Source organism: Kribbella sp. NBC_01484, assembly GCF_036227145.1.
GTDB lineage: Bacteria > Actinomycetota > Actinomycetes > Propionibacteriales > Kribbellaceae > Kribbella.
The window spans coordinates 3,565,320-3,586,318 of the sequence record NZ_CP109437.1; the positions used below are offsets into that span (position 1 = coordinate 3,565,320).

At 69.1% G+C, this 20,999-nt stretch carries 20 protein-coding genes; 9 read left to right on the plus strand and 11 right to left on the minus strand.

What is annotated here, in order from left to right:
* Positions 1-6 precede the first annotated feature (6 nt).
* Both OG555_RS17595 and OG555_RS17600 read left to right on the plus strand, forming a co-directional pair.
* Positions 7-1,881, plus strand: coding sequence for a DUF5107 domain-containing protein (locus OG555_RS17595; RefSeq protein WP_329483981.1), 1,875 nt, complete (start codon positions 7-9; stop codon positions 1,879-1,881).
* A gap of 135 nt (positions 1,882-2,016) precedes the next feature.
* On the plus strand, positions 2,017-2,424 hold the full coding sequence (locus OG555_RS17600; RefSeq protein ID WP_329483982.1) for a DUF3592 domain-containing protein: 408 nt from the start codon (positions 2,017-2,019) through the stop codon (positions 2,422-2,424).
* A gap of 86 nt (positions 2,425-2,510) precedes the next feature.
* On the opposite strand, the gene OG555_RS17605 is transcribed toward OG555_RS17600, so the two are convergent.
* The gene (locus OG555_RS17605) at positions 2,511-3,128 is read right to left on the minus strand and encodes a TetR/AcrR family transcriptional regulator (protein WP_329483983.1); all 618 of its coding nucleotides are present in this window, start codon (positions 3,126-3,128) and stop codon (positions 2,511-2,513) included.
* Positions 3,129-3,220: 92 nt separating this feature from the next.
* Here OG555_RS17605 and OG555_RS17610 point away from each other — a divergent pair, with 92 nt between their 5' ends.
* Both OG555_RS17610 and OG555_RS17615 read left to right on the plus strand, forming a co-directional pair.
* Positions 3,221-4,369 carry a phosphatidylinositol-specific phospholipase C1-like protein gene (locus OG555_RS17610; RefSeq protein ID WP_329483984.1) on the plus strand — a complete coding sequence of 383 codons (1,149 nt, stop codon included), beginning with the start codon at positions 3,221-3,223 and terminating at the stop codon, positions 4,367-4,369.
* A 7-nt stretch (positions 4,370-4,376) separates the two neighbouring features.
* Positions 4,377-4,826: an OsmC family protein gene (locus OG555_RS17615; RefSeq protein WP_329483985.1), complete on the plus strand. Its 450-nt coding sequence runs from the start codon at positions 4,377-4,379 to the stop codon at positions 4,824-4,826.
* Between the two features lie 241 nt (positions 4,827-5,067).
* On the opposite strand, the gene OG555_RS17620 is transcribed toward OG555_RS17615, so the two are convergent.
* A complete protein-coding gene (locus tag OG555_RS17620; protein WP_329483986.1) occupies positions 5,068-5,193 on the minus strand; it encodes a hypothetical protein in 126 nt (41 codons plus the stop codon).
* A 60-nt stretch (positions 5,194-5,253) separates the two neighbouring features.
* Positions 5,254-6,408: an FUSC family protein gene (locus OG555_RS17625; RefSeq protein ID WP_329483987.1), complete on the minus strand. Its 1,155-nt coding sequence runs from the start codon at positions 6,406-6,408 to the stop codon at positions 5,254-5,256.
* Positions 6,409-6,474: 66 nt separating this feature from the next.
* Between OG555_RS17625 and OG555_RS17630 the strand changes: the two genes are divergently transcribed.
* Positions 6,475-6,978 carry a DUF5709 domain-containing protein gene (locus tag OG555_RS17630; RefSeq protein WP_328524265.1) on the plus strand — a complete coding sequence of 168 codons (504 nt, stop codon included), beginning with the start codon at positions 6,475-6,477 and terminating at the stop codon, positions 6,976-6,978.
* A gap of 3 nt (positions 6,979-6,981) precedes the next feature.
* On the opposite strand, the gene OG555_RS17635 is transcribed toward OG555_RS17630, so the two are convergent.
* Together OG555_RS17635 and OG555_RS17640 are read right to left on the minus strand one after the other, a co-directional pair.
* Positions 6,982-8,307: a cytochrome P450 gene (locus OG555_RS17635; protein WP_329483988.1), complete on the minus strand. Its 1,326-nt coding sequence runs from the start codon at positions 8,305-8,307 to the stop codon at positions 6,982-6,984.
* Between the two features lie 171 nt (positions 8,308-8,478).
* Entirely contained in the window at positions 8,479-11,493 is a 3,015-nt protein-coding gene (locus OG555_RS17640; protein WP_329483989.1) for an alpha-mannosidase, read from the minus strand.
* A gap of 267 nt (positions 11,494-11,760) precedes the next feature.
* Between OG555_RS17640 and OG555_RS17645 the strand changes: the two genes are divergently transcribed.
* Positions 11,761-12,807, plus strand: coding sequence for a TAXI family TRAP transporter solute-binding subunit (locus OG555_RS17645; protein WP_329483990.1), 1,047 nt, complete (start codon positions 11,761-11,763; stop codon positions 12,805-12,807).
* A gap of 65 nt (positions 12,808-12,872) precedes the next feature.
* On the opposite strand, the gene OG555_RS17650 is transcribed toward OG555_RS17645, so the two are convergent.
* Together OG555_RS17650 and OG555_RS17655 are read right to left on the minus strand one after the other, a co-directional pair.
* Positions 12,873-14,213: a sensor histidine kinase gene (locus tag OG555_RS17650; protein WP_329483991.1), complete on the minus strand. Its 1,341-nt coding sequence runs from the start codon at positions 14,211-14,213 to the stop codon at positions 12,873-12,875.
* Positions 14,214-14,249: 36 nt separating this feature from the next.
* Positions 14,250-14,915, minus strand: a complete 666-nt coding sequence (locus OG555_RS17655; protein ID WP_012918592.1) for a response regulator transcription factor — start codon at positions 14,913-14,915, stop codon at positions 14,250-14,252.
* A 354-nt stretch (positions 14,916-15,269) separates the two neighbouring features.
* On the opposite strand from OG555_RS17655, the gene OG555_RS17660 reads away from it, so the two are divergent.
* The gene (locus OG555_RS17660; RefSeq protein ID WP_329483992.1) at positions 15,270-15,428 is read left to right on the plus strand and encodes a TAXI family TRAP transporter solute-binding subunit; all 159 of its coding nucleotides are present in this window, start codon (positions 15,270-15,272) and stop codon (positions 15,426-15,428) included.
* A gap of 177 nt (positions 15,429-15,605) precedes the next feature.
* Here the strand turns inward: OG555_RS17660 and OG555_RS17665 are convergent, their stop codons facing one another.
* Complete coding sequence (locus OG555_RS17665) at positions 15,606-16,259, minus strand: hypothetical protein (RefSeq protein WP_329483993.1); 654 nt, start codon at positions 16,257-16,259, stop codon at positions 15,606-15,608.
* A 208-nt stretch (positions 16,260-16,467) separates the two neighbouring features.
* Between OG555_RS17665 and OG555_RS17670 the strand changes: the two genes are divergently transcribed.
* Positions 16,468-17,043 carry a cysteine hydrolase family protein gene (locus OG555_RS17670; protein ID WP_329483994.1) on the plus strand — a complete coding sequence of 192 codons (576 nt, stop codon included), beginning with the start codon at positions 16,468-16,470 and terminating at the stop codon, positions 17,041-17,043.
* A gap of 51 nt (positions 17,044-17,094) precedes the next feature.
* On the opposite strand, the gene mgrA is transcribed toward OG555_RS17670, so the two are convergent.
* Together mgrA and OG555_RS17680 are read right to left on the minus strand one after the other, a co-directional pair.
* Positions 17,095-18,129: an L-glyceraldehyde 3-phosphate reductase gene (gene mgrA / locus OG555_RS17675; protein WP_329483995.1), complete on the minus strand. Its 1,035-nt coding sequence runs from the start codon at positions 18,127-18,129 to the stop codon at positions 17,095-17,097.
* Between the two features lie 99 nt (positions 18,130-18,228).
* Entirely contained in the window at positions 18,229-19,266 is a 1,038-nt protein-coding gene (locus OG555_RS17680; protein ID WP_329483996.1) for a phosphotransferase family protein, read from the minus strand.
* Positions 19,267-19,354: 88 nt separating this feature from the next.
* Between OG555_RS17680 and OG555_RS17685 the strand changes: the two genes are divergently transcribed.
* Positions 19,355-19,978 (plus strand): flavin reductase family protein, encoded by a 624-nt coding sequence (locus OG555_RS17685; protein ID WP_329483997.1) that lies wholly within the window; start codon positions 19,355-19,357, stop codon positions 19,976-19,978.
* 140 nt (positions 19,979-20,118) lie between these two features.
* Here OG555_RS17685 and OG555_RS17690 read toward each other — a convergent pair whose 3' ends face one another.
* Positions 20,119-20,985, minus strand: coding sequence for a phosphotransferase family protein (locus OG555_RS17690; RefSeq protein ID WP_329483998.1), 867 nt, complete (start codon positions 20,983-20,985; stop codon positions 20,119-20,121).
* Positions 20,986-20,999: the final 14 nt, after the last annotated feature.

Below are 20,999 nucleotides of genomic sequence, written 5' to 3' on the forward strand. Positions count from 1 at the left end.
AGGGATGTGACGATCCTTTCCGCAACTGAGCTTGTCCTGCCCGCCGCCTCCCTCGGGCCGGAGAACCCGCTCGCCCCGCTGCGCACCCAGCAGGAACTCCACCAGGTCGAGAACCTCGCCGGACTGCCGGACGAGCTGCGCGAGAACATCCAGTACGGGCGCCTGCACAGCACGCTGCCGTGCCTGAACCAGGACGGATACGACCGCTCGCTGGTCGACACCACGTTCCCGGCCCTGGTGCTGGAGAACGACCACCTCCGCGCGACCCTCCTACCGAGTCTCGGCGGCCGCCTCTACTCGCTCGTCCACAAGGCCGGCGGGCAGGAGTTGCTCTACCGCAACCCCGTCTTCCAGCCCGCGAACCTTGCCCTCCGCAATGCCTGGTTCGCCGGCGGCGTCGAGTGGAACGTCGGCAGCACGGGCCACTGGACGGGCACCTGCGCCTCGATGCACGCAGCCCGGGTCGTGGGGCCGGACGGTACGCCGGTGTTGCGCCTCTGGGAGCTGGAACGGACCCGGAACCTCGTCACGCAGCTCGACTTCTGGCTACCGGAGTCATCGGAGTTCCTGTACGTCGGGGTCCGGCTGCAGAACCCGTCCGACAGCGAGGTCCCGGCGTATTGGTGGTCGAATATCGCGGTCGAGCAGTCGCCGGAGACGCGGGTGCTGGTGCCGGCGGATCAGGCGTGGCGGTACGGGTACAGCCGCCGGCTCGACCTGATCGACGTACCCCGTTATGAGGACTCGGATCTGACGTATCCGATGCGGCACGGGCGGGCGGTCGACTTCTTCTTCGAGCCGCTGGCCGGCGAGCGGCCGTGGATCGCGTCTGTCGACGCTTCCGGCCATGGGCTGGCGCAGGTGTCGACGGAGCGATTGCGGGGACGGAAGTTGTTCGTGTGGGGTGAAGGCGCCGGTGGACGTCGGTGGCAGGAGTGGGTGGCGCCGGGGCTTACGGGTTCGGGGTACGCCGAGATCCAGGCGGGGCTGGCGCGGACACAGATGGAGCACCTGAAGTTGCCCGCAGCAACTTCTTGGCACTGGATGGAAGCCTACGGGCGGATGTCGGTTGATCCGGTGGCCGCGCACTCGGACGACTGGCGGACGGCGCGTGGTGCCGGGGCTGAGGCGTTGCGTCCGGTGCTCGACGAGCTGCCGGTGCGGGAGCGGGAGTGGCTGGCGGTTGTGGATGCTGCGCCGGTCGAGCGGCTCGCGGTCGGTTCGGGGTGGGGTGCGCTGGAGCTGGCCCGCACGGGGTGGTCGGTGTCGGCGGGTACGCCGTTCGCCGAGGACACGATGACGTCGCGGGAGCGGGCGTGGTTGCCCTTGCTGGACGGGCGATTGGCTGCGGTTGACGGCGTACCTGATGGGACGTTGGTTGGGTGGCGGGAGTTGCTGGAGAAGGCCGCGGACAACTGGCTGGTCTGGTATCACCGGGGTGTTGCGCGGCACTACGACGGTGATGTGGACGGCGCGGTCGCGGCGTGGCTGCAGTCCGGGGACAACCCGTGGGCGCTGCGCAATCTGGGGTTGGTGACCGGCGACCTGTCGTACTACGAGCACGCGGTTGCGTTGCGGCCCGAGCTGGTGCCGCTCGTCGCGGAGGCTGTGGCCGCGGCGCTGGACATGGACGTCGCGCGCGCTGAGCGCATGCTCGAGAGCGCTCCCGACGACCCGCGGATCCGGCTGCTGCGCGTCCGGCACGCAGTGCAGACCGGCGACCCGCAGAGTGCCCACGACTTGCTGGCCGCAGGAATCCAGCTCGCCACCGTTCGCGAGGGTGCCAACCCGCTGACGGACTACTGGCGCGAGGCCGAGGAGGCCCTTGGAACCAACCGGCCGGTGCCCCTGCAGTACCAGTTCGGCATGGGCGGAAACTGACGTGGCGAATTCTTTGTCCTGACCTGGAACCGATGGGGTCCGGGTGGCGTCTCACCAGTGTGCGGCAAGGGCCGCGCAGGCAGTTCGACTACGACGACCGCGTCGCTCGCGGGCGGCGCGTCGGGGGTGAGTGCCATGTTGACGATCGTTGTGCTCGGTGGGTTCGGCCTGGTGCTGCTGGTCACGGCATGCATCGCGGCGGACGTGATCGCCGGTCTCCGGCGGAACGAGACCCCGTCGGGCACGGAGGAGAAGACGGCTGGACGGGTGATCCGGGTTCGTGGCCCGGTCCGCGGTCAGCTGGACAGCGGGGCCCCGGCGGAATACACCGAGGTCACCGTCGAGTACTACACCCGCCGGGGCGAGGGACCGTTCGAGGTCACTCGCAAACTTCCCGCCGGGAGCCGCATTACTTACACCAAGGGCGACCGCGTCATCGTCAGCTACGACGTTCGCACGCCCCGCCGGGCCCGCATCGCCGGCCGAGTCAGCCACTGGCCCACCCTCGGCCCGCGCAGCGCGGACCCGGTTCCACAGCCCTAGGGCCTAGACCGCGACCGCGGTCAGCATTGATCCTCCATCCCTCGCCCGAGTGGCGGGGGCCTTTCAGTTTTCCACCGCACCTGCCGTCACGACGGCAGGTGCGGGGACAGTAGGTTGTAGAGGACCGGACGGCCTTGGGACAGGACGTACTCCGCCTCGTCCAGGGGCAGTCGGTCGGCCAGGTGGGCCAGGGATTCGCCCATGGTGATGCTGAGGCTGACCGCCAGGCGGAACTCGAGGCTGTTGCGGGCGCCGAAGCGGGCGGTCAGGAGTTCAGCGAACTCGCCGGCGTGCTGGTCGTCGAACTCGCCGGGCTTGGTTTCGAGGTCCGGGTCGCCGAGGCCGCTGAGCGCGACGGCGCGGAAGCCAGGGTCGGTCCGGTGCATCTCGCGGAAGGTGTCGAGAGTGACGTCGACCGCCGCACGCCAGCTGGTCACCGACGCCAGCCGGTCGCGGACCGCCTCGGTGTAGCGGGCCTGGTTGCGCCGCTCGATCGCCTGGATCAGGCTCCGCTTGTCCGGGAAGTACCGGTACACGCTGCCGACCGCGATCTCGGCCCGCTTCGCGATCCCGCTCGTCGACGCGGCGTCGTACCCGCGCTCGACCACCTCGGCGCAGGCCGCGTCCAGGATCCGCTCGACCTGCCGGCTGGCCCGGTCCTGGGTCGGCGTCCGGCGCAAGGGATATGCCCCCGATGTCACCATGTTGCTCATTGTCCACGCTTTGGGGGGAAGACGTTGCCACCTTCCTGTGACAGATTGCCGTCAATCGGTGTCATCCACAGGAGGGGAACGACATGCGTTTGAGCAGAACAGTGGTCGCAGGCCTCGCGTCCACCGCGATCGCGGCGTCCGGCCTCGCGGGTACGGCGATCACCCGGAACGAACCGCACGCCGCCGGGAGCAGCCTGCGTCTCAACCAGATGCAGGTGGTGGGCTCGCACAACTCCTACCACCGTGAGCTCAGCCCGAACGAGCAGAAGGTCCAGCAGCAGCAGAACCCGGGCTCGGTCGACCTCTGGTACTCGCACGCCCCGATCACCCAGCAACTGGAGGACCAGAACGTCCGGTCGCTCGAGCTCGACCTCTTCCCCGACCCGCAGGGCGGCCTCTACACCTACCCGCTGATCCGGAAGCTGACCGGCCAGGGTCCGCTGACCGACCCGGCGATGGCGCAGCCCGGGATCAAGGTCATGCACATCCCGGACTTCGACTACAACACCAACTGCGACACGTTCGTGCTCTGCCTGCAGCAGGTGAAGACCTGGTCCGACCAGCACCCGAACCACGTGCCGATCGCGATCAACCTCGAACTCAAGCAGTCCGACCCGAACGTGGTCGCGGCCGGTGGCGTGCAGGCGCCGCCGTGGGATGCGGCGAACCTGGACAGCGTCGACACCGAGATCCGCTCGGTGTTCTCCGCGGACGAGTTGCTCTCGCCCGACGACGTCCGCAAGCCGGGCCTGACCCTCGAGCAGTCGGTGCTGACCAAGGGCTGGCCGACGCTGAGCAGCGTCCGCGGTCAGGTGATGTTCTACTTCGACAACGGCGGACCCGGTGAGATCCGCGACATCTACACCGCCGGCAAGCCGAACCTCGAGGGCCGGGCGGTCTTCACCCGCGGTCCGGAAGGCGCGCCGGACGCCGCGGTCACCGAGGTGAACGACCCGCGCGGCGCGAACCAGGCCGAGATCCAGCGGCTGGTGACGAAGGGCTATCTGGTCCGGACCCGGTCGGACGAGCCGATGGCGACGATCCGTGACAAGGACTACACCCGGCTCGGGATCGGGCTGGCCAGCGGCGCCCAGTGGGTGACCACGGACTTCCCGGTCGCCGGGATGGCCGCCCGCTACGACAGCGACTTCGTCGCCAAGCTGCCCGGGCACACTCCCGTACGATGCAATCCCGTCACGGCGACCGCCAAGGCGGCCCTATCGGAAGGATGAGCTGAGCATGTCGGAGCACGTGGTCGACGTCAGTTGGAGCCGCGGTGAGCACGAGTTCACCTACGACGTCTACAACCGCGACCACGAGTGGCGCTTCGACGGCGGGATCACCGTGCCCGGCTCGGCCAACCCGAAGTACCTCGGCAACCCGGGCCCGGTCGATCCCGAGGAGGCGTTCGTGGCGTCCCTGTCGTCCTGCCACATGCTCACCTTCCTCGCGATCGCGGCGCGCAAGCGCCTGGTCGTCGACGCGTACGACGACCACGCGGTCGGCGTGATGGCGAAGAACGACGCCGGCCGGCTGGCGATCACCCAGGTGACGCTGAACCCGAAGATCGTCTGGGCCGGCCCGGAGCCGGACGCGGAGGTGCTGGAGCGGATGCACCACCTGGCCCACCAGGAGTGCTTCATCGCCAACTCGGTCACCACCGAGATCACCGTGGCCTACGGCAACTAACCTCTCCACTCCTTCCCTGCAAACAAGAACCACCCGCCGGTCCGGCCTGAGCCTCGCGCAAGCGGCGTCAGGACAGCCGGCGGGTGGTTGGGGTGCACCCCTGTGGTGGTGCACCAGACGGATCCGGCGGCGCCTCGCACGGGGCGCCTCTGCGTTGGTGTGCGAACATCCGTGCGGTCTAGCTCGGTGGGCAAGGCCGTCCGGGTGCGCTGCCGGGATCCGTTCGTCCGGTTCGCGCCAGTTACTGCTCGGCGGCGGCGTCGCTCCGGTCGTCCGTGGTCCGGGTGGTCGTCTCGACGACCTGCTCGTCACCGTGCAGGCGGCCCTGCTCGGTGGCCATCGTGGTCATCAGTCGGTGGATCGTCATGCCGGTGAGACGCACCCCGACCCCGGCTATGACGGGAATCCGGCAGATCTTTGGTGTGAGCTACTTCTCATCCAGCCCGTCGGGGCGGAGCGGGACGAGTTTGCGGGCTTCGTCGTACGTCGTCCCGGTCAGCTCGAGCAGGTCGACCACGGTGGACCGGATCTGGGCGAGCACCACGACCGCCGACAGTCCGGTCGGCAGCGGCATCTCCGCCGTACGGCGGCCGAGCTCGCCGAGCACGCGGTGGGCGGCGACGTCGGCGTGCGGTTCGAACAGCGACTCGCCGATCAGCCGAGTGCCGTCGGCGAGGCGCTCGAGCAGGTTCGGGAACTCGGGCGGCATCGCCTCGTCGCGCCAGACCGCCACCGCACAGCGCCGGACCAGGACCCGGATGTTCCGGATCGCGCGATCCAGCGGTACGACGAGGTCGGCGATCTCCTGGACCCGGCCACGGTGCCGGCGACGGAACGGCGACAGCCGGACCACCGCGACGCCCTCGTCCGCGGCGCTGCGCAGGTCGTCCAGGAGTGACTCACTGGCGCGGGCCCGGCGCAGCGCGTCGCCGGCCGCGTCCTCCGCCCGGGACCGGAGGCCGTTGGCGGTCTCGACCAAGATCTCGGACAGCTCGTTCAGCACCGCGGAGGCTTGCTGCCGTGGACGGCTGATCGCCGCGGCCGGGGCGATCGTGGCGGCGGCCAGTGCGACCAGCCCGCCAACGACCGCGTCGATCCAGCGGCTGAAGCCGGCGCTCGGGTTCGGCAGCAGGGTGGTGACGAGCGCGGCCTGAACGCCGGCCTGGGTGCTCATCAGCGTGCCCGCGCCCAGCAGGAGGGCGAGGCTCATGGCCAGCGCGACCACGAACACGATCTGGGGGACCCCGGTGCCGAAGATGCGGACGAACCCGTCCCCGACGCCGACTCCGACCGCCACCCCGACCATCAACTCGGCGACCCGGCTCAGTCGCTGACCGAAGCTGAACCCGAGGCAGACCATCGCCGCGACCGGCGCGAAGAACGGTTGCGGGTGGCCGACGACGTACCGGGCGATGGCCCACGCCACGCCGGCGGCGAGGGCGCACTGGCCGATGAAGAAGGACCGGCTCCGCAGGCGGTCCACCCGGCGGCGGATCGAGTCGCGCGAACGGCGGGCGGCGTACGGCGCGATATCGTCGCGTAGCTCCCGCAACTGGTCCAATGTCAACCTGACCGGATCCACGCGCCCCATTCTGCGGCACGAGCCCTCCGGCTTGCTTCGGCCGCGCCCGACGGTCAAGGTTGCTGCATGACCGAGAACAACCGTGAGGACTACGGCAGCTACAGCGTCGATGACGAGGACCAGCTGCAGGCGGAGGACACCCTGAACGACCGGGGTGTGGACGATCTGCTCGACGAGGGCTACTCGCCGCCGGAGAAGTGGTCCGCGGGCGAAGGATTCGGTACGACGGCCGACGAGGCGCTGGAGGGGGAGACGCTGGACCAGCGGATCGCCCAGGAGGAGCCGGACGTCGACCCGTACGCCGAGGACGGTGAGGACGTCGGCGGTCCCGAGGTCGGGGTGCAGCGCTCCGGCCGCCTGGTCGCCCCGGACGAGGGCGCGCACGACGACGCCGACGACGAACTGGTCGCCGAGGACGTCGGCTTCGACGGTGCCGCCGCCTCCGCCGAGGAGGCGGCCGTCCACGTCGTCGACGACGAGGACTCCTTCGAGCTCGAGGACGACGACGAGGAGGACCTCGAGTCCTACGAGAACGTCGACCTGGGCGACGTCGGCGACCCCGAGGACTGAGTCCTACCTGGGCGTGACCCGCACGACGGACCCGCGGCGCGGGACCAGAGTGACGTTCTTGGCCTGGGCCGGCTCGGGCTTCGGGTCGGGAGCCTCGAAGTCGTAGGCGGCGAGCGCGGCGCGAAGGATCTCGGTGCCTTCCATCAGGGAGAAGCCGGCTCCGATGCATCGCCGCGCTCCGCCGCCGAACGGGATCCACGTCCCCGGCGCCGGCGGATCGTCGGACAGGAAGCGGTGCGGCCGGAAGTCCATCGGCATCGGGAAGTGTTCCCCGTCGCGGTGCACGAGTCCGATCGCGGCCATGATCGTCGTACCGCGCGGCAACCGGTAGCCGGCGACGTCCGCGGTCTCGGTCAGCCGGCGACCCACCTGGTACACGACCGGGTGCAGCCGCATCGCCTCCTTGACGATCGCCTCCAGCTCGTCGTCGGCATCCGCGTCCGCGGCCCGCTGACCGAAGGCCAGCTCCTCCGGGCGGCGGGCCAGCTCGTGGAACGTCCAGGCCAGCGCGGTCGCGGTCGTCTCGTGCCCGGCCAGCAGCAGCGTGACCAGCTGGTCCCGCAGTTCCTCGTCGGTCCAGTTGCCCGCGGCAAGCAGCCGGGACAGTACGTCGTTGCGTCCGGCCAAGTTCCCGCGGCGCCTGGCGATCTCGTCGTACAGGATCTCGTCGACCTGCCGCTGGGTGGTCAGGTAGGTCCGCCACGGCCGGATCCGGAGCAGCGCCGGGTAAAACCCACCCAGCATGATCACCGGCGACACCGAGACGATCTTGTCCAGCAGCGGCCGGAGCATGTTCAGCCGGTCGGTGTCCGTCACGCCGAAGATGACCTGGAGGATGATCTCCAGGGTCAGGTTCCGCATCCGCTCGTGCACCTTGAACGGCGTGCCGACAGGCCACTTCGCGACGTCCGCTCGAGCCAGTTCGTGCACCATCCCGGCGTACCCGCGCAGTGCCTGGCCGGAGAAGGCCGGCATCAGTTGCCGCCGCATCCGGACGTGGTCCTCGTCGTCCAGGAGCAGGAGCGAGTGCGAGCCCATGATCGGTTCGAGGACCATGTTGCCCTCGCCCGCGTGCATCACCGCCGGCGGACTGCCGAACACCTCGCGGATGTGGTCCGGCCGGCTCAGTACGACGCACACGCGGCTGGACGGGACCAGGCGGATCGTGAACACGTCGCCGTACTTGGCCCGCATCCGGGGGAAGAACGTCCGGCGATGACTCGCGAACAGTACGGTCTGAGCCAACGTGGGCCATCGCGGACCGGGCGGCAGCGTGCGCGCCGTCTGCCGGTCGAGCGTCCGGGAACCGAGCAAAGGTGTCGGAGCCATGGCTTCACGCTACGTCAGCCGGGTGAACGCCGGGCGTCGAATGCGCCAAGCGCCGCGGCGACCCCGGCGGCCGGCTCGCGGGGGCCGGGACAGGAGCTAGGGGCCTGAGACAGGTTATTGCCTGTCTCAGGCCCCCATGGGGTGTTCAAGCCCCCGGCTCGTGCCGGTGGGTCAGGAGCGGGTGAAGCGCAGCGTCAGGATCTGGAACGGGCGGAGCTCGAAGGAGACTCCGTTGTCCCGCAGGTCCCGGTCCGCCAGGTGGCGCTCGAGCAGGTCGACCTCGGTCACCGACGCCGCGCCGAAGGACGGCGTGACGGTGGCGCGCGAGCGGCCGCCGGACGACTCGTACAGGCGGACCACGACGTCGCCGGACCGGTCGTCGGCCAGCTTGATCGCCTCGACGATCACATTGTCGTTGTCAACGGCAACGAGTGGCTCGACCCCGCCGGCCCCGGTGACGACCCGCTCGGGCAGGTTGATCCGGTAGCCCTCCTCGATCGCCTCGGGGATCCCGGCGCCGGCCACCAGCGCGTGGTTCACGGTGTGCACGCCCTGGTCGGTCTTCGGGTCGGGGAACCGCGGCGCCCGGATCAGCGAGGTCCGGATCGTGGTCGTCGTCCCACCGTCCTCGCGGGCGGTCCGGTTGATGTCGTGGCCGTACGTCGAGTCGTTGACCACGGCAACGCCGTACCCGGGTTCGCCGACGTGCACCCAGCGGTGCGCCGCGATCTCGAACTTCGCCGCGTCCCACGAGGTGTTCTGGTGGGTCGGCCGGAAGATGTGCCCGAACTGGGTCTCCGACGCCGACCGGTCGGCGTGCACGTCGACCGGGTACGCCGCCTTGAGGAACTTCTCGGCCTCGTGCCAGTCGACCGTGGTCTCGATGTCGACCCGCTTCGCGCCCGGCCGCAGCCGCAGCGTCTGGGTCACGCTGGACCGGCCGAACGACCGCGTCACCACGACGGTCGCGACACCCTCGACGGTGCTGAAGTCGACGCTGTCGACCTCGGTCACGTCGCGGACGTTGTTCTTGTAGAACGAGTCGACGTCCCAGGCGTCCCAGTGGTTCGGAGTGTCCACGTGCAGCTGCAGAAGGTTGCCCGCGGCACCTGGCGCGATCACCTCGCGCCGGGCCTCGACGTCGTACAGCGAGGTGATCAGACCGCGCTCGTCGATGGTGACCCGGATGACCCCGTTGTCCAGGACCCCGTTCTCGACCGACACCGCCTGGCCCTCGCCGACGGCGATGCCCGCGCCCAGACCGGCGACGCCACTGCGGGAGTGCGGTGCCGCGTTGAAGACGATCTGCGCGTCGCCGGAGCCGGCCAGCGCCTGCTGGGCGGTCGCGATGATCGCCTCCAACTCGGCGGCCAGCTTCGCGTACGTCGCCCCGGCCTCGCGGTGCACCCAGGAGATGGACGAGCCCGGGAGGATGTCGTGGAACTGGTTCAGCAGCACGGCCTTCCAGATCCGGTCCAGGTCCTCGTACGGGTACGCGTCCAGCTTGCCCGCCACCACGGCCGCCGCGGACCACAGCTCGGCCTCGCGGAGCAGGTGCTCGCTGCGCCGGTTGCCCTGCTTGGTCTTGGCCTGCGAGGTGTACGTCGCCCGGTGGATCTCCAGGTAGAGCTCACCCGACCAGACCGGCGCATGCCCGGCGTACTCCTCTTCGGCGGCCGCGAAGAACTCGGTCGGGGACTCGATGGTCACCTTCGGCGAGGACTCCAGGTTCGCCACCCGGCGCGCGGTCGCGACGAACTCGCGGGTCGGGCCGCCACCGCCGTCGCCGTACCCGAACGGGACCAGCGACCGGGTCGCCGCGCCGTTCTCGGCGAAGTTGCGCTGCGCGTGTGCGAGCTCGCGGCCGGACAGGTCGGAGTTGTAGGTGTCGATCGGCGGGAAGTGGGTGAACACCTGGGTCCCGTCCAGGCCCTCCCACCAGAAGGTGTGGTGCGGGAACTTGTTCTCCTTGTTCCAGGAGATCTTCTGGGTCAGGAACCACTTCGACCCGGACAGCTTCACCAGCTGCGGCAGCGCTGCGGTGTAGCCGAACGAGTCCGGCAGCCAGACCTCCTGGGTGTCGATCCCGTACTCGTCCAGGAAGAACCGCTTGCCGTGCACGAACTGCCGGGCCAGCGCCTCGCCACCGGGCAGGTTGGTGTCGGACTCGACCCACATGCCGCCCACCGGAACGATGGTGCCGTCGGCAACGGCCTTCTTCAGCCGCTCCCACACCTGCGGGTAGTTGTCCTTCACCCAGGCGTGCTGCTGGGCCTGCGAGAACGCGAAGACGAGCTCCGGGTACTCCTGCGCCAGGGTGGCGACGTTCGAGACCGTCCGGGCCACCTTGCGCCGGGTCTCCCGCAGCGGCCAGAGCCAGGCCGAGTCGATGTGCGCGTGCCCGACCGCGGACAGTTGGTGCGCACTGGCGTGCGCCGGCCGGCTCAGTACGTCGGTCAGCAGCGCGCGGGCGTCCGCCGCGGTGCCGGCGACGTTCTCGTAGTCCAGGGCGTCCAGGGCGCGGCTCAATGCCCGCAGGATCTCCCGGCGGCGCGGCTCCTGCGGGGACAGCTCCTTCTGCAGGCTGTCGAGCGCCTCGAGGTCGAGGATCAGGTCCCACACCTCGGCGTTGAACACGGCCAGGTCGGCGCGAGTCAGCGTGTAGATCGGCGTCTCGCCGAGCTCGGCGCCGATGTCGGTCTTCGCGTAGGCGTTGTCGAGCGGGATCTCCGGGTTGGCGGCCGCCTCGACATAGAACTCGATGGTGTCGCCGGGCGAGGCCGCCGTACCGTCGGGGCCGAGGATCGACAGCGGGGCGTACGTCTGCCGCGGGTGCAGACCCTTCAGCGGTACGCCGGACGTGCTGTGAACGAGGCCCTCCGCGGAGAACCCGGGGCCGCCGCTGAAGCCGAGGTCGACGACGGCCTCGATCTCGCTACCGGCCCACTCGGCCGGCACCTGGCCGCTGAACCTGAACCACGCGGTTCCCCAGGCCGGACCCCATGGCAGGCCGATCGCGGCCGGCTCGAAGGTCTGGGCGAGGGCCTCGGCGGGGGACACCGGCTCACCGGGGGCATGCCACACCTCGATGTCCAGCGGGACCGCCGCGCCGTAGATCGCGGGGCGGATCCGCTCCCGCAGGGCGCGCTGGAGCCGCTCCTCGATGAGTTGACGGTCGTCGTGCACGAAATCATCCTCCGGGGGTTGGGCCGTGCCTTGTCGCGCGACCCGCGCGGCCGCTGCATGACAACGCTGTCACACCCACCCCTGGCCCGTCCAGACGCAGTCCACCTACCTTCCCCGCCCCACCGCCCCGGTCGGGTCGACCACCGTCCCCACCCCACCGTCCGGTCGGGTCGCCACCGGCCCGGCGCCGTACCTGCGGGTAGCGGTTCGGTTGCAGGCCGCGGCTCGGCTACCCCGGAGCACCTCTTGTTGTCTAGGTTGTCCTGCATGGATCGCCCCCGCCTGCTGACCCCTGCCCGGCCGACTGGGATGACCCGGCGCAGCGTGCTCGGTCTCGGTGCCGCCGCCGCGTCGTCCCTGCTGCTGCCCGGATGCTCCCGCGGCCGTGCGGACGAGCCGGCCCCGGCTGGGTCGGCGACGTTCGCGACCGGCAACGAGGGCGGTGTCTACGCGACGTTCGGCGCCGCCCTGAGCGGGCTGGTCAGCGAGGTCACCGGCATGGAGCTCAAGCCGATCATCACCAACGGGTCGGTCGACAACCTGATGAAGGTGGACAGCGGCAAGGCGGACCTGGGCTTCAGCACCTCGGACTCCGCGCTGGCCGCCTACGAGGGCACCGGGATGTTCGACAGCGGCCGGCTGAGGTTCACTGCGCTGGCCCGCATGTACGACAACTACGTCCACTTCGTCGTCCCGATGGCCTCGTCGGCGTCGAAGCTCGACGATCTGAAGCCGGACCCGAACAAGCCGAGAAAGAAGCCCTTGGTGGTCAGCGTCGGTCCGTCCACCTCCGGCACCAGGGTCGTCGCGGACCTGATCCTGGCCACCGCCGGCATCACGGTGACGAAGCGGTACCTGACGCTGCAGGAGTCGGTCAAGCAACTGAAGGAGAAGGCCGAGGGTAAGAACCCCAACGGGATCGACGCGATGATCTGGAGCGGTGGCGTGCCGACCGATCCGATCAAGGCGCTGCAGACCTCCGTCGGGTTCCGGCTGCTCGACATCGGCGCAGTGGCCGAGGACATCGCGCTCAGGCGGTTCGGTGGCTATGTGGTGTCGTCCATCCCGCCGTCGCAGTACGGGCTGGCCAGTTCGGTGCCGACACTGGCGATCCCGAACTACCTGGTGGCCAACTCGACCCTGTCCGACTCGTGGGCCTGGTGGACGGTCAACACGCTGTTCCGCCGGCAGAACGACCTGGTCAACAGCAACCACCCCGAGGCCGGATCGCTGGACCCGCGCTCTGCGATCGCGACGATGCCGATCCCGCTGCACCCCGCCGCCGAGCGCTGGTACCGCAACAACCACATCTGAGCTGTACACCTTGCGCGCCTCCGGCGCGGGGTCATGGGGCCGGACTGTTGCCTGGAGCGGCACGCTCAGACCTCGTAGTCGTCGATCAGGGGGACGCGGACCTCGATCACCAGGCCGCCTCCGATCGGCGGACGGGCGACCACGCGGCCGCCGACCCGGGCCGCCTCGGAGCGGACGATCGCCAGCCCCAGACCGGTGCCCGGCATCTCCCGGTGGTGCGCGCTGCGCCAGAACCGCTCGCCGACCTTCTTCAGGTCGCGCGACCCGAGCCCGAGCCCGTGGTCGCGCACCGACATCACCACTTCGGTGCCGTCCCGGGTGACCGAGACCTCCACCGGCGGAGCGCCGTACTTGGAGGCGTTGTCGAGCAGTACGTCGAGGATGTCGTCCACCTCGAGCTCCGGCGCGACCCCGCCCGGCACCATCTCGCCGATGATCAGCTCCAGGTCGTCGGCGGCGTACACGGCCTTCCAGCCGACCAGCCGCTCCTTCACCGCCTGGGCCAGGTCCAGCGGCTCTTCGTTGCCCTCGGCATCGGCTCCCGGGCGGTCCGAGCCGGCCAGCCGGGACAGCCGCTGGACGATCCGGCCGAGCCGGTCGATGTCGCTGAGCGCGAACCGCGCGGTCGGTGACAGCCGGGACAGACCCTCGATATGGATCCGGGCCGAGGTCAGCGGCGTCCGCAGCTGGTGCGACGCGTCCGCGACGAACTCACGCTCGCGCTGCCGGGCCTGGTGCAGGCTCAGCGCCATCGAGTTGAAGCTGTCGCCGAGCCGGCGCAGCTCGGGGGCGCGTCCGTCGGTCGACACCCGGGTGTCGAGCGCGCCGCGGGTGATCTGGTGGGTCGCGTTGTCGAGGTCCTTCAGCGGCCGCAGCACCCAGCGGGTGATCGGCCGGACGATGCCGATGATGATCGCGCCGATGCTGATCAGCAGGCCGCCGAGGAGCAGCAGCAGGCCGCGCTGCACCTGGTCACGGGCCTTCTCGGTCGGCACTCGCAGTACGGCAGCACCGAGCACGCTGCCGTTGTTGACGACCGGGCGGGCCACCACCATCTCGCCGGAGCGCCACGGCCACAGCGGCGGCGGCTCGGCCGGCAGCCGGCCCGCCAGGGTGCTGTGCAGTGCGGCCTCGATGTCCGGTTCCTTCACGTTCACACCGGACACCGAGGTGGCGACCACCCGCGAGTCGACGTCGACGACGAACACCGGGGTGTTGTAGAGCTCGTGGTAGCGGACCGCCAGCTCACGCAGGTTGGCGATGTCACCGGTCTGCAGCGGGGACTCCGCCATCGTGGCGAACCAGTCCGCGTCGTTGCTGCGGGACAGGAACAGGGTGCGCGACGTACTCGTGGCGATGTAGTTGGCCAGCGGTACGACGGCGACGATGGCGAGTGCGATCACCATCGGAACGAGGGACTGCAGCAGGCGACGGCGCAACGGTCAGTCCGAACCCAGGCGGTAACCGACACCGCGGATCGTCTGCACCAGCTCGGGCCGGCCGAGCTTGGCACGCAGGCTGGCCACGTGCACGTCCATGGTCCGCGACGACGCCTCGAACACGGACTGCCAGGCGTACAGCGCCACCTGTTCCCGGGGGACCACCCGGCCGTGGTGAGCGGCCAGCACAGCGAGCACGTCGAACTCCTTGCGGGTCAGACTGATGGGCTTGTCCGCCACCTGTACCGTCCGGGCCTCGATGTCCACGGTCAGGTCTCCGACGGTCACCCGGGGGCGGGGCTGCAGGAGGCCGGTACGACGAAGTACAGCATCGATGCGGGCCAGCAGCTCGGAAATCGCGAACGGTTTCACCACATAGTCGTCGGCGCCGCTGCGCAACCCGCGGACCCGGTCGGCCGCCTCGCCCCGCGCGGTCACCGCGATCACCGGCACGTCCGAGACCGTCCGGATCTGCCGGCACACGTTGATACCGTCCCCGTCCGGCAGCCCGAGGTCCAGCAGAACCAGGTCGCCGGGGTCCGCCGCGAGGGCGTCCGCGGCCGTCCGGACATGGGTCACCATCAGGCCGTAGCGCCGCAGCGCAGGTATCAGGGCATTGGCGATATCGAGATCGTCCTCGACCAACAGAATCCGTACCGCGCCACTCATGCGGTGATCGTAGGCCAGGAGACGCTCATGTGTGTCAGATCTTGGTAAAGACGTAATCACGTGACTCCACCCCGTGTTCGCCGACACTAGCCTTCCGGACACAGGAGGGAACCGATCGATGACTGTCGGTACCGGCACGGGGGGTGGCTTGACCACGCCCTCCGAGGAAGAGCTCGCCGAGTACGAACAAGAACGGCCTGCTCGGCGGCTTCGGCCTGCCCTCGACCTGGCGATCGCGGTCTGGTGCACGATCGTCAGCGTCGGCGTGCTCGCGCAGGTGTTCTTCCCATTACCACAAGGCACGCGGTTTTACTTGGTGATCTTTCTCGCAGCGGTTCTGCCGATCACGCTGCTGTGTTACCGCGGTTGGAAGGTGCCTTCATCAACGACAACAAGGACGCGCTGGTCGCGGTGAACGTGGCGGCCAAGGGCATCACACTGGAGAACGCCGACCAGACCGACCCCGTGCCGTTGCACCCGGGCGCGAAGAAGGCGATCGACGGACTGAAGTAGACCCACGGACCGTCCTCTCCCGCACACCAGGCGCAGCGGGGGAGGACGCAAAGGGACCCACCTTCGCACACCAGGCGCAGCGGAGGTGGGACCATGCCGGCCCCACAACCAGGCGCAGTGAGTGCCGGCAGACCGGGCCCGGCCCTTCGGAGGCATCCGAGGGCCGGGCCCGGTCACCTACTTGTGGTCGTCCTCCGGGGACAGGGGAGTGCCGTACAGGTAGTGCGAGAGCGCGGAGTCGCGCTTCGGGTGGGCGTGGTACTTGATCGGTACGACGCGTCCCTCGGCGCTGTCCCACGCGTTGTCGGCCATCCGCCACATGCGGTGCGCCATCCGGCCGGCCATCCCGGTGTGCGGGGAGAACGGATGCGCTCGGGTCGGTGCGACCTCCTCGGCTTCGAGGAGCTCCTCCGTCAGCGTGTTCACGTCCGAGTCGTCGAGGTGTTCGGAGATCCGCTGGCTGTACTCCGTCTCCATCGTCTCGTGCCGCAGCATGAGCCGGTCGATCTGCTGCCAGAGCTCGTCGAGGTGCAGGTCCATGAACCGGCTGTCGCCGTACTGACGTCCCTTCAGGAAACGCAGTGAGCGCTCCAGTCTCTTCGCGTTGCCGACGTACCTGGTGACCAGATCCTCGCCGCCGGGCAGGCGCCGTACGTGGGGGAGGAGGACGTCTTCGGCGGCGGCCAGATGCTGGGCCGCGATCGCGTAGAACCAGTCGGTCTGATGCCTGCGCTCGGGCTGCGCGGCCTCCGGGTGGTGAGCCGGCCCAGCCAGCTCGCGAATCCGGGCATGTTCGTAAGTCAGGGCCATTTCGAGCGTCGAAGCGGTCATGGCAACCACCTCCAGGAGGGTCTCATCCCAGCCTGTGCCCGTCCCTGGAGAACCACAACCACCCGTACCCACTCCGTGACCGACGGCTTCGCCCGACGTCTCGCACGCGGCGACGGTCCAGAAAATGTCGAGCGGGTGCGCCCGGTGCCGTCGTAGGCTGCCGGGCATGGCTGAATCCTTCTTTTGACTCGATCTCCATCGCGTCGCCGTGGTTCTGATCGACTTCCAGAACGACTTCTGTGGCCCCGAAGCCGCGGGCGACGGACCGGTGACGAACACGAACAATGCCGCCGCGGCCCTGCGGGCGAATGCCTTCGCCAGGGAAGCGGCCGAGCTCGGGGCTCGAGTGGTGTACACGCGTCAGGTTCTCGACCTGGATCGCTTGACGGAGCGCCAGCGCCGCTGGGAGAAGGCGGACGGGCTGTGTGCCGCGGGCACCTGGGGTGCCGAGCTGTTCATCCCGCCGGTGGCCGGCGCCGAGGTGATCGTCAAGGACCGGTTCGACAGTTGGCAGAGCGAGCCGTTCGTCGAGTGGCTGACCGCCGCGGACATCGACGGGCTGGTGATCTGCGGGGTCGAGTTGGTGTGTTGCGTGCTGTACGCGATTCTCGGCGCCCAGGAGCGCGGGTACGACTATGTCGTGCCGCCCGACCTGGTGTCCGGTCAGGACTTCGGGGACGAGACCGACAATCGCGCCGTACGCGACTTCCTCCGGTACAACCAGCCCGACCGGCTGGTCGCCTCGGACGACATCCTCACTCGCTGGCGAGCCGCGGCCCGCTGATCACCTGCGACCCGCCCAGCCTGCGCGAGCAGGCCGGGCGGGGCTGGGGGGTCAGGAGTCGGAGCTCTTCTTCCAGAGGTTGATGCCGGCCTCGACGGCGTCGGCGTCGATGGCCTCGAGCTCGTCGGCGGAGAACTTCAGGTTGCGGACGGCGGCGAGGTTGTCCTCGAGCTGCGCAACGCTGGAGGCGCCGATCAGAGCGCTGGTGACGCGGTCGTCGCGCAGAGTCCAGGCGAGTGCGAGCTGAGCGACGGACTGGCCGCGCTCCTTGGCGATCTCGTTCAGCGCGCGGACGTGCTTCAGCGTGTCCTCGGTCAGCGAGTCCGGGTTCAACGACTTGCCCTGCGCGGCGCGGGAGTCCGCCGGGACGCCGTCCAGGTATCGGTTGGTCAGCACACCCTGAGCCAGCGGCGAGAACGCGATCACGCCGACGCCGAGCTCACCGACGGCGTCGAGCAGGTCCTCCTCGATCCACCGGTTCAGCATCGAGTACGACGGCTGGTGGATCAGCAGCGGCGTGCCCATCTCGCCAAGGATCCGCGCCGCCTCCCGGGTCCGATCCGCCGAGTACGACGAGATTCCGGCGTACAGCGCCTTGCCCGAGCGGACCGCGGTGTCGAGCGCGCCCATCGTCTCCTCGAGCGGCGTGTCCGGGTCGAACCGGTGCGAGTAGAAGATGTCGACGTACTCGACGCCCATCCGGCTGAGCGACTGGTCCAGCGAGGCGAGCAGGTACTTCCGCGAGCCGCCGCCCTGACCGTACGGACCCGGCCACATGTCGTATCCGGCCTTGGTCGACAGGATCAGCTCGTCGCGGTACTTCTTGAAGTCACGCGCGAAGTGCGTCCCGAAGTTCGTCTCCGCCGAGCCGTACGGCGGACCGTAGTTGTTGGCCAGGTCGAAGTGCGTGACGCCGAGGTCGAACGCCCGCCGCAGGATGTCGCGCTGCGTGGTGAACGGCTTGTCGTCGCCGAAGTTGTGCCACAGCCCCAGCGAGATCGCGGGCAGCTCCAACCCGCTCCGCCCCGTTCGCCGATAAGCCATCTGGTCGTCATACCGGCCCTCGGCCGCCACATAATCAGTCACGGAACCCCAGTCTGCCCCATGTCCCAACAAGTGCAAAACCCCTTGTTTTACAGCAGAAATCCCATCGCTGACACCCAGAACCCCATCTTCTTGATCCGTTCAAGTGAGGGTGGACCAGGGCGCGGGCGGAGCGGACGCGAAGAACCGGAGAATCCCGAGGACGCGACTCGCGGGTGGTGCAGTCCAGTGTCGTTGCCCGGGCCAGGGGTCGGCCGGCAACTTCCCCAGCGCCCACTCGAGGTGCAACCAAACGGTTGCCGCCGCCAGTTCTTCCTCCGGTACGGCGGACTCCGTGTGGTGAACGTAGTCGGGAAGGATCGCGGCCACGTGCTCGAGCGGCAGTTTGGCGAAGTCCACCTCCGCCGGAGCCAGCGCCGCGTCACCCCAGTCGATCAGGCCTGTCAGTCGCCCGTCCGGGGTAGCGAGAAGGTTGTGCGCGGCAACATCTCCGTGAATCAGCACCTTCGGCCGATCCCGATCGAACCGACCCGCCAACCGCGTGAACCACCCCGCCAACCACTTGGCCGTACCGACATCCAGGTAGCCGCGGTCCGCCAGGTCGTCGACCGTCCGCCACGGATCACCCCACCCATCCTCCGGAAGGCCCGGCACCTGGACCCCCTGAGCCCGATGCAACCGCGCCAATTGCTCCCCCAGCCCGGTCGGCACGTCGATCGGCTCGCTGCCGTGAACCCGCTCCATCACGACGTACGGCGCGTCGATCACCGTCCGGCTCTCGTCGTACTCAATGATGGCCGGCGTCAACACACCCGCTGTCCGCGCCACCGGGATCACCGCGGTCTCCTTCCGCAAGTCGCCCTCGAACCCCGGCCGCGCCACCCGCAAGAACAACCCATCGCCAACCACAAACCCCCGATTGGCAACCCCACCCACAACCTCCACCACCTCAGCAGCCCCCACCCCAAACCGCCGCCCCACCACCCCCACCCGCCCCAGAACCACATCCCCCACTCCGTTCCGCCCCGCACCCGCGGCCCGGCCGGCAACCTCCGCCCGCCCCTGCTCCGAAACGACATTCCCCACCTCTTCCGGAACCGCCTCCGCCGCCTGGTCGGCGAGGTTCTTCGGCGTCGGGTTCGGGAGTTCATCGGCTGGGGGTTTGGTGTGTTCGTCCAAGCTGTGCCTCCGTGGTTCGCGGCGATCTGTCGGTTCGATCCTTGTGCCGGGGTGCGGTGGCGTCCACCGGATTTGATGTACTGCGACCGTGCGTGTCGATGTGGATCCGGATGTCGTGGGCCGGCGGGAGTTCTACGCCCTGCTGAATTCCGTGGTGGTCCCACGGCCGATCGCGTGGGTGTCGAGCCGCTCCGCCGACGGGGTGCTGAACCTCGCGCCACACTCGTTCTTCACGGTGTCGTGCGTACAGCCGCCGATGGTCCAGTTCACGTCGGTCGGGCGGAAGGACAGCCTCAACAACGTCGAGGCAACCGGCGAGTTCGTGGTGAACTTCGCCGCGGAGCCCTTGTACGAGCAGGTGAACGCGTCGGGGACGAACTTCCCGCCGGAGGTGTCTGAGTTCGAGGCGGTCGGCGTACACACCGAGCCGTCGCGGACAGTCGCCGTACCACGGGTCGCGGAGTCGCCGGTGGCGATCGAATGCACCCTCCACACCACCCTCGAACTCGGCGACTGCACCCTCGTCATCGGCCGCGTCCGCCACCTGGCCATCGACGCGTCAGTCATGGTCGGCGATCACCCGGAGATCCAGCGGCTCCGCCCACTGGCCCGCCTCGGCAAGAACGAGTGGTCGACCCTGGGCGAGGTCCGCTCCATCACCCGAATCCGCCACTCCGACTGGCCAGGCCACTTCACACCTCCAACCAGCTGACTCTGGCTGTGGGGTTGCCCCGCTCTGACGGACAGGGCTGATGACTTGGTCAGGCTACCTTCGCGATCTTGTTCTGTTCCTCGCACTCGGCGGGGCTGCGGTAGCCCAGAGTGCTGCTATCAGGTGACCTTCGGCGATTTCTACTGACCATCCAGTCGCCTGGACATCGTGTCGAGTGTCGGCCAAGGAGGACCCTCGCGCAGTGCACGCAGGAATTCCTCTCCGAATCGTCGCCCGTTCGGAAACTGATCGCCAACATCCCAACGCCACGCTGCGACCATCGCGAGAACGAGCTGCCGGCACTCGTCCAGCAGTCCTTGGTCAACGCCCGCGTAGTGCTCGCAGACTGCCTCGGGAACGTGGGCGAGATCGAACTCGACGGGTCCACTGCAGCACGTCTCGAAGTCGATGAACAACGGGCCGTTCTTCGTGCTGAGCAGATTGCCTGGGTGCGGCTCGCCGTGGAGCATTTGCTCCACTGCGCCGCGGTCGTCGATCGCCCGTCGCAGGCTTCCCAGCCTGCTGCTGAGGAACACGCGGTCTGCGTCGGCGAGCTCCGGCGAAAGATCCGGGTTGCCAACGATTTCTTCCGCCTCCGCGATGCGATCCGTGAACCGCGGGCTCTCCACATCAACCTTGCGCATGCCGGCGTGCAGCCGCTCCAACGCCTTGGCGTAGTCGACTGGTGAGACGTGAGGTGTCACGGGCTCGTAGTAGGTCCACAACGTCACTGCGAATCCATCGCGCGTGTACACAAGCGGGTCCACCCGAGGCTCCAAGGCGCCTACCGGGCACCCAACCTCGGCGAGCCGTTGAGCGAGCTCGACTTCGAGCTGTGCAACCTCTTGCCCGACTGGGGCGACCCGGGCAAAGACGTCGCACGGCGTCAGCCGCAGCGCCAGCTTGTTCGAGTCGTGAAGAACGATTGCGTCGTTGACCGGCAGGTCGAGCGATGCGGCGATCGAAGTCGCAGCCGCGACCGCACGCGTGACCTCGGACATCTCCATGACTTGGTGAGACT

What these genes read in the sequence shown, in the direction of transcription:
- OG555_RS17690 (WP_329483998.1), bottom strand. Translation starts at nt 20,985, where the DNA reads ATGGAGATGTCCGAGGTCACGCGTGCGGTCGCGGCTGCGACTTCGATC.
- OG555_RS17620 (WP_329483986.1), bottom strand. Translation starts at nt 5,193, where the DNA reads ATGACGATCCACCGACTGATGACCACGATGGCCACCGAGCAGGGCCGC.
- OG555_RS17650 (WP_329483991.1), bottom strand. Translation starts at nt 14,213, where the DNA reads ATGGTGATCGCACTCGCCATCGTCGCCGTCGTACCGCTGGCCAACTAC.
- OG555_RS17605 (WP_329483983.1), bottom strand. Translation starts at nt 3,128, where the DNA reads ATGGTGACATCGGGGGCATATCCCTTGCGCCGGACGCCGACCCAGGAC.
- OG555_RS17635 (WP_329483988.1), bottom strand. Translation starts at nt 8,307, where the DNA reads ATGGCTCCGACACCTTTGCTCGGTTCCCGGACGCTCGACCGGCAGACG.
- OG555_RS17615 (WP_329483985.1), top strand. Translation starts at nt 4,377, where the DNA reads ATGTCGGAGCACGTGGTCGACGTCAGTTGGAGCCGCGGTGAGCACGAG.
- OG555_RS17600 (WP_329483982.1), top strand. Translation starts at nt 2,017, where the DNA reads ATGTTGACGATCGTTGTGCTCGGTGGGTTCGGCCTGGTGCTGCTGGTC.
- OG555_RS17665 (WP_329483993.1), bottom strand. Translation starts at nt 16,259, where the DNA reads ATGACCGCTTCGACGCTCGAAATGGCCCTGACTTACGAACATGCCCGG.
- OG555_RS17610 (WP_329483984.1), top strand. Translation starts at nt 3,221, where the DNA reads ATGCGTTTGAGCAGAACAGTGGTCGCAGGCCTCGCGTCCACCGCGATC.
- OG555_RS17645 (WP_329483990.1), top strand. Translation starts at nt 11,761, where the DNA reads ATGGATCGCCCCCGCCTGCTGACCCCTGCCCGGCCGACTGGGATGACC.
- OG555_RS17630 (WP_328524265.1), top strand. Translation starts at nt 6,475, where the DNA reads ATGACCGAGAACAACCGTGAGGACTACGGCAGCTACAGCGTCGATGAC.
- OG555_RS17655 (WP_012918592.1), bottom strand. Translation starts at nt 14,915, where the DNA reads ATGAGTGGCGCGGTACGGATTCTGTTGGTCGAGGACGATCTCGATATC.